12 protein-coding genes are annotated in these 14,220 nt (G+C 74.1%); 4 read left to right on the top strand and 8 right to left on the bottom strand.

Annotated elements, in window-relative coordinates:
- The first annotated feature begins 109 nt into the window (after positions 1-109).
- The 4 genes from KVS67_RS09015 to KVS67_RS09000 are packed head-to-tail and all read left to right on the top strand — an operon-like array spanning position 110 to position 4,462.
- Entirely contained in the window at positions 110-799 is a 690-nt protein-coding gene (locus tag KVS67_RS09015; protein ID WP_070708642.1) for a GntR family transcriptional regulator, read from the top strand.
- A complete protein-coding gene (locus KVS67_RS09010; protein ID WP_070708643.1) occupies positions 796-2,322 on the top strand; it encodes an MmgE/PrpD family protein in 1,527 nt (508 codons plus the stop codon). The genes KVS67_RS09015 and KVS67_RS09010 overlap by 4 nt, the downstream gene beginning before the upstream one ends.
- Positions 2,322-3,260, top strand: a complete 939-nt coding sequence (prpB, locus tag KVS67_RS09005; RefSeq protein WP_063189203.1) for a methylisocitrate lyase — start codon at positions 2,322-2,324, stop codon at positions 3,258-3,260. The genes KVS67_RS09010 and prpB overlap by 1 nt, the downstream gene beginning before the upstream one ends.
- Before the next feature lie 56 nt (positions 3,261-3,316).
- Positions 3,317-4,462: a bifunctional 2-methylcitrate synthase/citrate synthase gene (locus tag KVS67_RS09000; protein ID WP_063189202.1), complete on the top strand. Its 1,146-nt coding sequence runs from the start codon at positions 3,317-3,319 to the stop codon at positions 4,460-4,462.
- Positions 4,463-4,707: 245 nt separating this feature from the next.
- On the opposite strand, the gene KVS67_RS08995 is transcribed toward KVS67_RS09000, so the two are convergent.
- The 8 genes from KVS67_RS08995 to KVS67_RS08960 form a co-directional block, all read right to left on the bottom strand.
- A complete protein-coding gene (locus KVS67_RS08995; protein WP_082836634.1) occupies positions 4,708-6,417 on the bottom strand; it encodes a CTP synthase in 1,710 nt (569 codons plus the stop codon).
- Positions 6,418-6,426: 9 nt separating this feature from the next.
- The gene (gene xerD / locus KVS67_RS08990) at positions 6,427-7,392 is read right to left on the bottom strand and encodes a site-specific tyrosine recombinase XerD (RefSeq protein ID WP_063189197.1); all 966 of its coding nucleotides are present in this window, start codon (positions 7,390-7,392) and stop codon (positions 6,427-6,429) included.
- The gene (locus KVS67_RS08985; protein ID WP_063189195.1) at positions 7,389-8,096 is read right to left on the bottom strand and encodes an NUDIX hydrolase; all 708 of its coding nucleotides are present in this window, start codon (positions 8,094-8,096) and stop codon (positions 7,389-7,391) included. Before KVS67_RS08985 ends, xerD begins: the two co-directional genes overlap by 4 nt.
- 41 nt (positions 8,097-8,137) lie before the next feature.
- Positions 8,138-9,880: a DNA repair protein RecN gene (gene recN, locus KVS67_RS08980; protein WP_036315738.1), complete on the bottom strand. Its 1,743-nt coding sequence runs from the start codon at positions 9,878-9,880 to the stop codon at positions 8,138-8,140.
- The gene (locus tag KVS67_RS08975; RefSeq protein ID WP_036315741.1) at positions 9,877-10,965 is read right to left on the bottom strand and encodes an NAD kinase; all 1,089 of its coding nucleotides are present in this window, start codon (positions 10,963-10,965) and stop codon (positions 9,877-9,879) included. The genes recN and KVS67_RS08975 overlap by 4 nt, the downstream gene beginning before the upstream one ends.
- Positions 10,966-11,078: 113 nt before the next feature.
- Positions 11,079-11,921 (bottom strand): TlyA family RNA methyltransferase, encoded by an 843-nt coding sequence (locus tag KVS67_RS08970; protein ID WP_036315747.1) that lies wholly within the window; start codon positions 11,919-11,921, stop codon positions 11,079-11,081.
- Positions 11,914-12,744: an HAD-IIA family hydrolase gene (locus KVS67_RS08965; protein WP_051995271.1), complete on the bottom strand. Its 831-nt coding sequence runs from the start codon at positions 12,742-12,744 to the stop codon at positions 11,914-11,916. The genes KVS67_RS08970 and KVS67_RS08965 overlap by 8 nt, the downstream gene beginning before the upstream one ends.
- The gene (locus tag KVS67_RS08960) at positions 12,741-13,643 is read right to left on the bottom strand and encodes a hypothetical protein (RefSeq protein WP_231866285.1); all 903 of its coding nucleotides are present in this window, start codon (positions 13,641-13,643) and stop codon (positions 12,741-12,743) included. Before KVS67_RS08960 ends, KVS67_RS08965 begins: the two co-directional genes overlap by 4 nt.
- Positions 13,644-14,220 lie beyond the last annotated feature (577 nt).

The following is a 14,220-nucleotide window of genomic DNA, read 5'->3' as shown; positions in this document are numbered from 1 at the left end:
CACCCAGCCCCCGCACGCCGGACGGCACTCCCCGTGGGCGGCGTCGCCCGGCACGCGCATCGGACACACCCCCTGCCCTCGGCGGGACTGTTGTGTATACACTGGCGGCATGCGAGCGAGTGAGCGGGCGTACCAGGCCCTGAGGGCGGAGATCCTCGACTGGTCCCTCCCTCCGGGCGCGGGCCTGGGCGAGGTGGAGCAGGCCGAGCGCCTGGGCATCTCGCGCACCCCTCTGCGCGAGGCGCTCTCCCGCCTGGTGGCCGACGGCCTGGCCGAGCAGGCCCCGGGCCGGGGCATCGTCGTCGCCGACCTGTCCCTCGAACAGGCGGACCAGCTGTTCGACCTGCGCATCGCCCTCGAGTCCCTCCTGGCGCGCCGGGCCGCGCAGCGGGCCACCCCGGAGGCGGCCGAGCGGTTCACGGTCCTCGCGGGCCGTTTCCAGGAGGCCGAGGTGGCCCTGCGCGGCGGGACCGACCCGGCGGACTACTACGCGATGACGGCCGAGCTGGACAGCCGGCTGGACGAGGCCGCCGCGAACCCCTACCTCGTCTCCACCCTGCGCACCCTGCGCCTGCACCTGGCGCGCCTGCGCCGCCTGGCCGCGGACGACCCGGCCCGCCTCGCGGCCTCCGCCGCGGAGCACGCGGACATCGCCGACGCCGTCGGCTCGGGCGCCGCGGACCTCGCGGAGGCGACCACGCGGGTCCACCTGCACCACGCCTTCCACCATCTGACCCGGCGCGGCCGCGCCGAGGAGACCCCGACCCTGCTGACCCCCACCGAAGGAGACCGACCATGAAGAACCATCACGTGCGCGTCCACCGCTCCGAGGAGAACCTCGAGCGCAAGGACCAGCTGGCCTGGAAGCTGGCCGAGGTGGCCGTCGACGACGTCGAGGTGCTGCCCGAGGTCGAGGAGATGATCATCAACCGGATCATCGACAACGCCTCCGTCGCCGTCGCCTCGCTGAAGCGCGGCCCGATCGTCGCCGCCCGCGCCCAGGCCCTGTCCCACCCGGTCTCCACCGGCGGAGAGGGCGCCTCCGTGTTCGGTGTGGCGCAGAAGGTCTCCCCCGAGTGGGCCGCGTGGGCCAACGGCGTGGCCGTCCGCGAGCTGGACTACCACGACACGTTCCTGGCCGCCGAGTACTCCCACCCGGGCGACAACATCCCGCCGATCCTCGCCGTCGCCCAGCACGCCGGCCGCTCCGGCAAGGACCTGATCCGCGGCATCGCCACCGGCTACGAGATCCAGGTGGACCTCGTGAAGTCCATCAACCTGTACGGCCACAAGATCGACCACGTGGCCCACATCGGCCCCTCCGCCTCCGCCGGCATCGGCACCCTGCTCGGCCTGGACACCGAGACCATCTTCCAGGCCATCGGCCAGGGCCTGCACACCACCACCGCCACCCGCCAGTCCCGCAAGGGCGAGATCTCCACGTGGAAGGCCCACGCCCCGGCGTTCGCCGGCAAGATGGCCGTCGAGGCCGTGGACCGCGCCATGCGCGGCCAGACCTCCCCCGTCCCGATCTACGAGGGCGAGGACGGCGTGATCGCCTGGCTGCTGGACGGCCCGGACGCCTCCTACGAGGTGCCGCTGCCCGAGCAGGGCGAGCCCAAGCGCGGCATCCTGGACACCTACACCAAGGAGCACTCGGCCGAGTACCAGGCCCAGGCCTGGATCGACCTGGCCCGCAAGCTCCACAGGGAGCACCCGGAGGCCACCGACCCGGCGAACGTCGAGTCGGTGCTGATCAAGACCTCGCACCACACCCACTACGTGATCGGCTCGGGCGCCAACGACCCGCAGAAGTACGATCCGACGGCCTCGCGCGAGACCCTCGACCACTCCATCCCCTACATCTTCACCGTGGCCCTGCAGGACGGCTCCTGGCACCACGTGGACTCCTACGCCCCCGAGCGCGCCCAGCGCGAGGACACCGTGGCCCTGTGGCACAAGGTGACCACCGTGGAGGACCCGGAGTGGACCCGCCGGTACCACTCGCTGGACCTCGCGGAGAAGGCGTTCGGCGGCGCGGTGGAGATCACCCTCAAGGACGGCGCCGTCATCACCGACGAGATCGCCGTGGCCGACGCCCACCCGCTCGGCGCCCGGCCGTTCGCCCGCGAGCAGTACATCCAGAAGTTCCGCACCCTGGCCGAGGGCATCGTCTCGAAGGAGGAGCAGGACCGCTTCCTGGCCGCCGCCGAGCGCGTGGCCGAGCTGCAGCCCGGCGAGCTGGACCAGCTGAACATCCTGGCGGACCCGGCGTTCCTGTCCGAGGCCGACCTCGCCGCCGCCCCGAAGGGCCTGTTCTGATGCTGTACTCGACGAAGACGGCCGAACAGAAGCGGATCGACCTGCGGCAGACCCTGAAGCAGGGCGGCGCCCAGCAGTTCCCGGGCGCGTTCACGCCGCTGACCGCCAAGCTGATCCAGGAGAAGGGCTTCCCCGGGGTGTACATCTCCGGTGGCGTGCTCGCGAACGAGCTGGGCCTGCCCGACGTCGGGCTGACCACGCTCACCGAGGTGGCCGTGCGCGGCGGGCAGATCGCCCGCCTCACGGACCTGCCGTGCCTCATCGACGCGGACACGGGCTTCGGCGAGCCGATGAACGTGGCCCGCACGGTGCAGGAGTTCGAGAACGCCGGCCTGGCCGGCTGCCACATCGAGGACCAGTTCAACCCCAAGCGGTGCGGCCACCTCGACGGCAAGAACATGGTGGACCTCGACACCGCGGTCAAGCGCATCGCCGCCGCCGTCGACGCCCGCCGGGACCCGAACTTCCTCATCATGGCGCGCACCGACCTGCGGGCCGTGGAAGGCCTGGACGCCGCGATCGCCCGCATGAAGGCGCTCGTGGAGGCCGGTGCGGACGCGATCTTCCCGGAGGCCCTGAAGGACATCGGCGAGTTCGAGACCGTGTGTCGCGAGCTGGAGCCCCTCGGGGTCCCGGTCCTGGCGAACATGACCGAGTTCGGCAAGTCCGAGCTGTTCACCCGCCAGCAGCTGGCCGACGCCGGCGTCGCGATGGTGATCTACCCGGTCACCCTGCTGCGCTCCGCGATGGGCGCCGCCGAGCGCGTGCTCGACGCCATCAAGGAGGAGGGCACCCAGCAGTCGCAGGTGGAGCAGATGCTCACCCGCGCCCGCCTCTACGAGCTGGTGGACTACGAGGGCTACAACGCCTTCGACACGGGCATCTTCAACTTCGACGTGCCCACGCTCGACATCGGCGCCAACCACGCCGACCTCTGACCCGTCACCGGGCCCGCCCGTGCGCGGGCGGGCCCCACTCCCCGAGGAGGGACACCATGACCGAGACCGAGATCAAGAAGGGCCTGGCCGGCGTCGTCGTGGACACCACGGCGATCTCCAAGGTCAACCCGGAGACGAACTCCCTGCTGTATCGCGGCTACCCCGTGCAGGACCTGGCCGCGCAGCTTTCGTTCGAGGCCGTCGCGCTGCTGCTCTGGACGGGCGAGCTGCCCACGGACGAGGAGCTGGCCGCGTTCGAGCGCTTCGAGCGCGCCCACCGTGCCCTCGACCCGAAGGTGAAGCAGGCCATCGACCTGCTGCCCACCGACTGCCACCCCATGGACGTCGGCCGCACCGCCGTGTCCGTGCTCGGCGCGAACCACCCGAAGGCGGAGGACTCCTCCCCCGAGGCCGAGCTGGAGAAGGCCCAGGCCCTGTTCGCGGCGTTCCCGGCCGTCGTCGCCTACGACCAGCGCCGCCGCCGCGGCCAGGACGTGGTGGAGCCGCGCGAGGACCTGGACTACTCGCAGAACTTCCTCTGGATGACGTTCGGCGAGGAGGCCGCCCCGGAGGTCGTGGACGCGTTCCGCGTCTCGATGGTGCTGTACGCCGAGCACTCGTTCAACGCCTCGACCTTCACCGCGCGCGTGATCACCTCGACGCTCTCCGACCTGCACTCGGCCGTGACCGGTGCGATCGGCGCGCTCAAGGGCCCGCTGCACGGCGGCGCCAACGAGGCCGTGATGCACACCTTCGACGAGATCGGCATCCGGAAGGAGGAGTCCCGTGAGGACGCCGCCGCCCGAGCGAAGGCGTGGATGGAGGACGCCCTGGCCCAGAAGAAGAAGGTCATGGGCTTCGGCCACCGCGTCTACAAGAACGGGGACTCCCGCGTGCCCACCATGAAGGCCGCACTGGACCGGATGATCGAGCACTACGGCCGCGAGGAGATGCTCGGCCTGTACGACGGTCTGGAGCAGGCCATGGACGAGGCCAAGCAGATCAAGCCGAACCTCGACTACCCCGCCGGCCCGACGTATCACCTCATGGGCTTCGACACCGAGCTGTTCACGCCGATCTTCATCGCCTCGCGCATCACCGGCTGGACCGCCCACATCATGGAGCAGCGCGCCGCGAACGCGCTGATCCGCCCGCTCTCGGCCTACGACGGCCCCGAGCAGCGGGAGCTGCCGGCGGGCTGAGCCTCGTGAGGGGCGGTCGGGGCGACTTGTCGGAGGTGTAGACGCAGATCACCTCCGACACGTCGCCCCATTCGCTCGCGGCGCGGTGCCGCGTGCACGACGACGGCGGGTCGCCCCGGGTGGGGCGGCCCGCCGTCGTCGTGTCGTCATCGGTGCGACGCCCTCGCAGAGTGGTCACGACACGCCGCGTGCCGGGCGCGGCGACGGCGTGTCGTGACCACTGTGTCGGGCCGGTCGTCGGCCCCTCAGCGCCGGGCCGCCGCGTCGGCGCGGCGGGCCAGGCCGGCGGCGACGAGGCCGGCGAACAGCGGGTGCGGGCGGGTCGGCCGGGAGGAGAACTCCGGGTGGGCCTGCGTGGACACGTAGTACGGGTGCACGTCCCGGGGCAGCTCCACGAACTCCACGAGGGCGCCGTCCGGGGAGGTGCCGCAGATCGCGAGACCGGCCTCCTCGAGGCGGTCGCGGTAGGCGTTGTTCACCTCGTAGCGGTGGCGGTGGCGCTCGGTCACCTCGGTGGTGCCGTAGGCCTCGGCCACCACGGAGCCCGGGCGCAGGGTCGCGGGGAAGGCGCCCAGGCGCATGGTGCCGCCGAGGTCCCCCTCGCCGGCCACGATCTGCTCCTGCTCGGCCATGGTGGCGATCACGGGCGAGGCGGTCTCCGGGTCGAACTCGGTGGAGTCCGCGTCTTCCAGGCCGAGGACGTTGCGGGCGTACTCGATGACCATGGACTGCAGGCCCAGGCACAGACCCAGCGTCGGGATCCGCTGCTCGCGGGCGTGCCGCAGCGCGCCGAGCTTGCCCTCGAGCCCGCGCACGCCGAAGCCGCCGGGCACACACACGGCGTCGACGTCCGCGAGCGCCACCGCCGCGCCCTCGGGGGTGGCGCACTCGTCCGCGGCCACCCAGCGGATGCCCACCTTGGCCCGGTGGGCGAAGCCACCGGCGCGCAGCGCCTCGGTGACGGACAGGTAGGCGTCCGGCAGGTCCACGTACTTGCCCACGAGCGCCACCGTGAGCTCGTGCTCCGGGTGGTGCACGGCGTCCATGAGGGCATCCCACGCGGTCCAGTCCACGTCCTTGAACTTCAGGTCCAGGGACTGCACCACGTGGGCGTCGAGGCCCTGGTCGTGGATGACGCGGGGGATGTCGTAGATGGAGGGGGCGTCGGCGCAGTTGACGACGGCGTCCTGCGGGACGTCGCACATGCGGGCGATCTTGCCGCGGACATCGTCGGGGACGGCCCGGTCCGAGCGCAGCACGATCGCGTCCGGCTGGATGCCGATCGAGCGCAGGGCGGCCACGGAGTGCTGTGTGGGCTTGGTCTTGAGCTCCTGCGAGGGGCCGATGTACGGCACGAGGGAGACGTGCAGGAAGAAGACGTCGTCGCGGCCGACGTCCTGGCGGACCTGGCGGGCGGCCTCGAGGAAGGGCTGCGACTCGATGTCGCCGACGGTGCCGCCGATCTCCGTGATGATCACGTCCGGGGCGGGGCGGTCGCCGCGGGGCTCCGCGGGCAGGCGCATCCGGCGGCAGATCTCGTCGGTGATGTGCGGGATGACCTGGACGGTGTCCCCGAGGTACTCGCCGCGGCGCTCGCGGGCGATCACGGTGGAGTACACCTGGCCGGTGGTCACGTTGTCCAGGCCGTCGAGGTCCTCGTCGAGGAAGCGCTCGTAGTGGCCGATGTCCAGGTCCGTCTCGGCGCCGTCCTCGGTGACGAACACCTCGCCGTGCTGGAACGGGTTCATGGTGCCCGGGTCCACGTTGAGGTAGGGGTCGAGCTTCTGCATCACCACCCTGAGCCCGCGCGCCTTGAGCAGGTGGCCGAGCGAGGAGGCCGTGAGCCCCTTGCCGAGGGAGGAGGCGACACCGCCGGTCACGAACACGTGACGGGTGACGCGCGTGGACGTCTGAGTACGAGTAGTTCGTTGCACCACGGATTTTGAGCGTATCAGGTGCGGGGCTCAGCGCGCGCGCGGATGCGCGGCGGAGTAGACCTCGCGCAGGGAGTCCACGGTGACGAGGGTGTACACCTGCGTGGTGGTCACGGACGCGTGCCCGAGCAGCTCCTGGACCACGCGGACGTCCGCGCCGCCGGCCAGCAGGTGCGTGGCGAAGCAGTGGCGCAGGGTGTGGGGCGAGACGTCCGCCTCGAGGCCGGCGCGCTCGGCCGCCCGCTTCAGCACGGCCCACGCGGACTGCCGGGAGAGCCGGCCCCCGCGGGCGTTGACGAACAGGGCGGGCGTGGAGCGTGTGACTCCCGTCATGATCGTGGGCCGTCCCCGCACCAGCCATGCGTCGAGCGCGGCGGCCGCGTAGGAGCCGATCGGCACCACGCGCTCCTTGGACCCCTTGCCGAACAGGCGGACCACGGGCTGGCCGCCGTCGTCCCCGGTCTGCGCGAGCCCCACCACGTCGTCGACGTCGAGGCCGACCACCTCGGAGATGCGGGCGCCGGTGCCGTAGAGGAACTCGAGCAGCGCGCGGTCCCGCAGTCCGGCGGGGGTGTCGACGGGCACGGCCTCCAGCAGCGCCGTCACCTGCTCCACGGGGAGCGCCTTCGGCAGGCGGTCGCCCGGCTTCGGCGGGTGGACGTCGCGGGCGGGGTCGGCGGGCGTGAGTCCCTCGAGGGCCCAGAACCGGTGCAGCCCGCGCACCGCGGCGAGCACGCGGGCGGCCGAGCGGACGGCGAGCGGGCGGCCGCCGTCGTCGCCCGTGGCGAGGGCCTGCAGGAAGCCGGCCACGTGGCCGGGGTCGACGTCCCCGGGGGCGCGCACCCCGGCCGCCTCGAGCCAGCGACGGTAGCGGGCCAGGTCGCGCCGATAGGCGGCCAGGGTGTTCTCGGCCAGGCCCCGCTCGACGGCGAGATGGTCCAGGTGCCGGCGGAAGGGTGCCGCGAGCGCCGAGGTCTGCGGCGCGTGCGGGCTCACGCGGACCAGTCCGCCCCCGGGGCCTGCCGGTCGGGGACGAACGGCGCGTCCACGGGACGCAGGCGTCGCCAGCCCTGGGCCCGGTGGGCGCCCAGGGCCAGCACGGCGACGACGGTGGATGGGTTGTGCACCCGGCCGTCCAGGACGGCGTCGGTCACCTCGTCGACGCCGACCCACACGAGCGGCATGGCGGCCTCCTCGTCCTGCCGGGTGTGCCGCTCGCCGTCGGGGATCTCTTCGATCTGACGGGCCAGGAACACGCGGATCGCCTCGCTGGAGCCGCCCGGGGTCGTGTAGTAGTCGACGAGGGTGTGCCACTCGCGGGCGCGCAGGTCGGCCTCCTCGGCCAGCTCACGGACGGCGACCTGGTGGAGGTCCTCCCCGTCCACGTCCCGCAGGCCCGCCGGGATCTCCCACAGCTCCATGCCCACGGGGTGGCGGTACTGGCGGACGAGGGCCACCTGCTCGCGGGGGCCGGTGGTGGTGAGCTTGGTGCGGACCGCGAGGATCGCCACCGCGCCCGGGTGCACCATCAGCTCCCGGGTCAGCGGTTCCCGGGACTTGTCCGCCGGGTCCAGGCGGAACGACTCCCGGGCGATGTCCCACACTCGGCCCTCGTAGACGGTCTTCGACTTCTTCACCGGGCGGGGGACGTGCAGGTCGCGCAGGGGCGAGCGTCCCGCGGACGCGGGGATCTCAGGCATGGGGCGATCCTTTCATGTCGGGGCGGCGTCCGCGGACGGGGTCAGCCACGTTCGCGGGCGGAGGACTCGAGCAGCTCCCGGGCATGCTCGCGGGCCGCCGCGGAGTCGCCGTGCCCGGCGAGCATGCGGGCGAGCTCCTCGACCCGCTCGTCGGCCGTCAGCGTCACGACGTCGGAGGTGGTCACACCCGCGGCCGGGTCCGAGTTCTTCTCCACCCGCACGTGCCGGTCCGCGTAGGCGGCGACCTGGGGCAGGTGCGTCACGGCGATGACCTGCACGTGGCGGGCGAGCCGGGCCAGGCGGGCCCCGATCCGCACGGCGGCCTCACCGCCCACGCCGGCGTCGACCTCATCGAACACGAAGGTGGGCACCGGGTCCGTGGCGGCCAGGACCACCTCGAGGGCGAGCATCACGCGGGAGAGCTCGCCGCCGGAGGCGCCGCGGCCCAGGGGCCGGGGCTCGACGCCCGCGTGGGGGCGCAGGGCGAGCGTGACGTCCTCAGCGCCGTACGGGCCGAGACCGTCCCCGGCGACCGGCGTCAGCCCCACGTGGAACGAGGCGTCCGGCATGAACAGGGCGTGCAGCTCCTCGGTCACCGCGGTCTCGAGCCGCTCGGCGGCCTCGGTGCGCAGGGCGGTGAGGGTCGCGGCCCGCTCGCGCAGCGCGGCGTCGAGCCGGTCGACCTCCGCCTCGAGCTCCTCGAGGCGGCCGGAGTCGCCCTGCAGCTCGTCCAGGCGCGGACGCTGGGTCCGGGCCCAGTCGATCACGTCGGCGAGCTCGGGCCCGTAGAGCCGCTGCAGTCGCGTGAGCTCGGCCAGCCGCGACTGGGCCGCGTCGAGGTCGGAGGCCGCGTCGGCGTCCAGGTCAGCGGTGTAGCGGGCCAGGTCGCCGGCGATGTCCGAGAGCACGACGGCGGCCTCCGCCAGGCGCGCGGCCGCGGCGGCGAGCTCGGGGTCGTCGCCGGGGGCGGCGAGCACGGCCTGCCGCGCCGCCTCCACGAGGCTGACGGCGCCGGGGGTCTCGTCCATCGCGTCCACGTCGGGGCCGGCCAGTCGGGCGTGCGCCTCCCCCGAGGCGGCGCGCAGCTCCTCGACGTCCTCGAGCCGGCGGATGAGAGCCCGCAGCTCCTCGTCCTCCCCCTCCTGCGGCTCGGCGAGGTCGATCTCCTCGAGCGAGCGCTGGAGCGCCTCGGCTTCGCGGGCCCGCTCCTGGCGGTGGGCGGTGAGCTCCTGGCGCTCCCGACGCGCGGCGGCCCAGGCGGCGTGGTCCGCGCGGTAGGCGCGCAGGGCCGCGGCGAGCTCGGCGCCGCCGAACGCATCGAGGGCGTGCCGCTGGGCGTCGGCGCCCTGGAGGCGGACCTGGTCGTTCTGCCCGTGCACGGCCACGAGCGTGGCCCCGATCTCGGAGAGCAGGCCCACGGGCACGGAACGGCCGCCGGCCGCAGCGCGGGAACGTGTGCCCTCCCCCGACGCCGTGACGCTGCGGCTCAGGACCAGGTCGCGGGTGCCGTCGTCGCCCTCGTCCACGACCGCGCCGGCCTCCTGAGCCAGGCGGAGCGCCGCGTGGTCCGCGGCCACGCGCACGCCGGCGTCCACGACGGCACGGGACGAGCCCCGGCGGACCGCGCCCGCGTCGGCGCGAGCACCGAGCAGCAGGCCCAGGGCGGTGACCACCATGGTCTTGCCGGCGCCGGTCTCGCCGGTGACGACGGTGAAGCCGGGGTCCAGGTCCACGGTGGCCTCGCCGATCACGCCGAGCCCCGAGATCCTCAGATGGTCGATCATGCGTCCTCCCCGGGGTGACACGCCCCGCGGTCGCGGTGACGCTGGATGTCCACGGGCGAGAGCACCGACAGCGGCATGGTGGCCGGTTCGACGACGTCAGGACGCGGCCCCGCGTGCCGCGGCTCGACGGTCTCCACCGCGCGGAGCACGCCCGCCCGCTCCTGGGCGGTGACGGGGCCGCGCCAGCCGTCCGTGGGCAGCCGGAACTTGCGCACCAGCCGTTCCGCGAAGGGCGTCGGGTTGAGACGGGCCAGGCGCACCGGCTCCGCCGAACGGGACACCTCGATCCGGGCCTGCGGCGGCAGTTCGACGGTCCGCCGGCCGTCGCACCACAGCACACCGGTCTCGCGGGTGCGGGTGAGCACGTCCACGCCGATCGTGGAGCGCGGACCCACCACGAGGGGGCGGGTGAACAGGGCGTGGGCGCTGATGGGCACGCACAGCAGGGCCTCCACGGAGGGCCACACCACGGGGCCCCCGCCGGAGAAGGCGTAGGCCGTGGAGCCGGTGGGGGTGGCCAGGACGACGCCGTCGCAGCCGAAGGCCGTCAGCGGCGAGTTGTCCACGGAGACGACCACCTCGAGCATCCGCTCCCGGTGGGACTTCTCCACGGAGGCCTCGTTGAGGGCCCACGTGCGGGCCACCTCGCGGCCCTCCACGTGCACGACGACGTCCAGGGCCATGCGCTCGATCACCACGTAGGACTCCGAGGCGATCGCCTGGACGGTGCGGTGCAGGTCGGTGCGCTCGGACTCGGCGAGGAAGCCGACGTGGCCCAGGTTCACCGCCAGCAGCGGCACGTTGTGGCCGCGGACGAAGTCGGCCGCCCGCAGCACCGAGCCGTCGCCGCCGAGGACGAGGCCGAGGGTGATGTCCTCGAGCTCGCAGTCGACCCCGAGGGCCTCCGGCGCGAACTCCGGGGGGTCCCCCGCGGCCGCGCGGATGGCGGCCACGTCCTGTTCGAGCATGACGCTGACCAGGCCCTCCTCCGCGAACATGCGGGTGGCCTGCAGCGCCGCGCTGATGGCGTCCTCGCGGCCCGTGTGGGTCAGGACGAGGACGCGACGTCCGGGGGTGTAGGGCATGGTTCCTTCCGCGAGCCGGGGTGCCGGGCACTGCGATCCAGGATAGCCACGAGACCGGACGCGCGAACCGGTGGCCCTACGCCCGTGGACGGGCGGCGCCCCTCGGACGCGGGTCAGGACCAGTCGATGTGGGCGCCCCGGACCCACCCGGCGGCGCGCTCGCCGGCGTCCGGGGCCGGGCTCGTCCCGCCGGCCGGATCGTCGGCCGCGGTGGCGTCGGGACGGCGGAGCCGCAGGAAGAACTCGGCGTTCCCGTCCTGTCCGGCCAGGCCGGATCGGGCGAGGCCGCGGGGTGCGAGACCGGCGCCCAGCGCGGCCGCAGCCACCCCCACGACGGCGTCGCGGCGGGCGTCGGGATCGGTCACGACGCCGGTGCGCGGCAGGGCGCGCCGCCCGACCTCGAACTGGGGCTTGACCATGAGCAGCAGCTCCGCGCCGGGTCGGCACACGCCCGCGAGCGGGGCGAGGACGAGGCGCAGCGAGATGAAGGACAGGTCGGAGACCACCAGGTCCACCGGACCGTCGATGTCCTCGGCCGTGAGGTCGCGGACGTTGAGCCCCTCGCGCACGAGGACGCGGGGGTCGGCCCGGACGGTCGGGGCCAGCTGGTCGTGGCCCACGTCCACGGCGGCCACCCGTTCGGCGCCCCGCTCGAGGAGGACCTGGGTGAATCCGCCGGTGGAGGCCCCGGCGTCGAGCGCCCGGCGGCCGGCCACGGCGACGTCCGGGAACGCCTCGAGCGCGCTGACGAGCTTGTGGGCCGCACGGGAGACGTACCGCGGGCCCGGGTCGCGCAGGCGCAGCGTGGCGTCGGCGGCCACGCGGTCGGAGGGCCGGCGCACCGGGCGGCCGTCGAGGAGGACCTGCCCCGCGCGGATGAGCGCCGCGCCCTCCGTGCGGGAGCGGGCCAGGCCCCGGGCGGCCAGGGCGACGTCGGCGCGTGCGGTCTCAGCCACGCCGTGGGTCCGCGGAGCCCTCGGCCCCGCCGGCGAGCAGAGCGGGCAGGTGCGCACGGACCCACGTGGGCCGGTCCGGCCCGGGGGCGGCGGCCGCGGTCTCGCGCGTGTCGATGCCGGTCAGGACGAGCACCGTGTCGAACCCCGCCGCGTTGCCGCCGCGGATGTCCGTGTCCAGGCGGTCGCCGACCACGAGGGGACGGGCCAGGCCGAGGGCCTCGGCCGCCGTCCGGAACAGTCGTGGCTCGGGCTTGCCCGCCGCGACGGGCGCGGTGCCGGTGGCCCGGCCCACCGCCTCGACGAGGGCCCCGTTGCCGGGGGCGATCCCCTCCGCGCGCGGGATCGAGGTGTCCAGGTTGGTGGCGACCCAGGTGGCCCCGGCGCGCACGGCGTACGCCGCCTCCGCCAGATCGGCCCAGCCGAGACCGGGGTCGAAGCCCTGGATCACCGCGTCGGGGCGCTGCGCCGCGGACGCGACCACCTCGTAGCCCCGCTCCTCGACCACGGCGCGCAGGTACGCCGAGCCGACCACGAGCACCCGGCCGGTGCGGCGGCCGAGCGTCTCCTCGAGCAGGTCGACGCCCGCCGGTGCGGAGCCGAAGACCTGCCCCGCCTGCGCGGGCACCCCGAGCGTGCGGAGATGCTCGGCCACAGACTCCGGCGCGCGGGAGGCGTTGTTCGTCACGAACCCGACCGGCACGCCCCGTTCCTGCAGCGTCGACAGCGTCTCGACCGCCCCGGCGATCGCGCCGCCTCCGGCGTAGACGACGCCGTCCAGGTCGCAGAGCAGCCCGTCGTGACCGGCGAAGAACGTGGCGCTCACCGCTCGTCTGCCTCCGGGGCCTCGAGGGCGTCGAACAGCGACAGCTGGTTCGGGTCGACCTCGTCCGGCGCGTCGACGGCGGCCGGCGGCTCTGCGGCGGCCTCCGGCCGGGGCGCCTCGGTCGGCTCCGTGGCGGCCTCCGGCTCCTCGGCCGGGGATCCGTCCGCCGTCGGCTCCGCACCGGCCTCGGCCGCATACCGCTCGTGGCGCCGGTCGCGGGGGGACGGGCGGCGGTCCCGGGGGTCCTCGACCGGCTCGGTGTCCACGTCGATGATCTCCGGGTCCGCGAACCCGCCCACGCCGAGGGCCTTCTCCGCGACGCGCACGGCACGCGCCCAGAGCCGAGCCTCGTCGCGGCGCCCCAGGGCGAGCAGCACGTCGGCCTGACGCTGGAACAGCCGGGGAGAGAAGGGGTAGCCGCGCCGCCGGTCCAGTTCCGGGATCTGCAGGGCCTCATGGGCACCCTGAAGGTCGCCGGCGTCCTCGCGGATGCCGGAGACGACCATGGCCAGCTCGGCCCGCGCCGCCCGGTCCAGACGCGAGGCATCCACCTCGGCGGCCAGCTGCAGGGCCTTCTCCGTGCGGCCGAGGGCACGCTCGCTGTCCACCTGCGCGGCGATGTGGGTGTCGTCGCCCGTCATGCGCCGGTAGGTGCGGAACTCGCGCAGCGCGTCGGCGTACTCCCCCGCCGCGTAGGCGGTGAGCGCGACTGCCTCGCGCACGCGTGAGAGGCGGCCGCCCTTGCGGGACGCGGCGAGGGCGTGCTGGAACGCCAGCGCCGGGTCGACGTCCAGGTAGCGGCCGGCCATCACGAGATGCTTGGCGACCCAGCTGGCAGGACGCTCGTCAAGGCCGTTGATCTCCTTGAGCGTGCCGCGGTCGAGCTCCTGGCCCGTCACGTCCGGGTCGATGTCCGGAGAGCGCTCCTGGTCCGCACGATTCGCCGCTCGGAGGTCACCGGGATTGTGCGCGGGTCGTTCGGCGCGGTCCTCGCGACGAGGGCCCGTCGGCGCACCGCGGCGCTCGGGGCGTCCGCCCCCCTGGCCCGGGCCGCGCCGCCGGTCCTCGTGAGGCCCGCCGGAGCGGCGCCGGTCACCGGCACCGCTGCGAGGACGTCCGTCGCGGTCACCACCACGACGCCGGCCATCACCGCCACCACGGGGCCCGCGGCCCTCGGATCCGCGGTCCTCGCGGCGCTCTCGGGGGGTGTCCTCAGCCATGGTGTCCTTCCTGGGCGTCACGCCCCGCGATGGATGGTCCGCGGGAACGCAGTCTCTGTTCCTCATGTGCCGGCCTCGCGGCCGGGCCCTCAGGGGACCAGGCTAGTGCCCGGAGCCTGTGGCGGACCGTCCTTGCGGGGAAAACAGTCCAGAAATGCGGGAAGGGCCTCGCACCAACAGTGCGAGGCCCTCCCTCAAAGAATGTCCGGCGGCGACCTACTCTCCCACAACCTCCCGGCTGCAGTACCATCGGCGC

This window comes from Micrococcus sp. GbtcB5 (assembly GCF_019091605.1).
Taxonomy (GTDB): domain Bacteria; phylum Actinomycetota; class Actinomycetes; order Actinomycetales; family Micrococcaceae; genus Micrococcus; species Micrococcus luteus.
The sequence above is the reverse complement of the archived record's forward strand: the minus strand, read 5'-3'. Positions and strand labels throughout refer to the sequence as shown.

Excerpts from the sequence above, each read along its gene's own strand:
- KVS67_RS09000 (WP_063189202.1), top strand. The coding sequence starts at position 3,317 with ATGACCGAGACCGAGATCAAGAAGGGCCTGGCCGGCGTCGTCGTGGAC.
- prpB (WP_063189203.1), top strand. The coding sequence starts at position 2,322 with ATGCTGTACTCGACGAAGACGGCCGAACAGAAGCGGATCGACCTGCGG.
- KVS67_RS09015 (WP_070708642.1), top strand. The coding sequence starts at position 110 with ATGCGAGCGAGTGAGCGGGCGTACCAGGCCCTGAGGGCGGAGATCCTC.
- recN (WP_036315738.1), bottom strand. The coding sequence starts at position 9,880 with ATGATCGACCATCTGAGGATCTCGGGGCTCGGCGTGATCGGCGAGGCC.
- KVS67_RS08975 (WP_036315741.1), bottom strand. The coding sequence starts at position 10,965 with ATGCCCTACACCCCCGGACGTCGCGTCCTCGTCCTGACCCACACGGGC.
- KVS67_RS09010 (WP_070708643.1), top strand. The coding sequence starts at position 796 with ATGAAGAACCATCACGTGCGCGTCCACCGCTCCGAGGAGAACCTCGAG.
- KVS67_RS08985 (WP_063189195.1), bottom strand. The coding sequence starts at position 8,096 with ATGCCTGAGATCCCCGCGTCCGCGGGACGCTCGCCCCTGCGCGACCTG.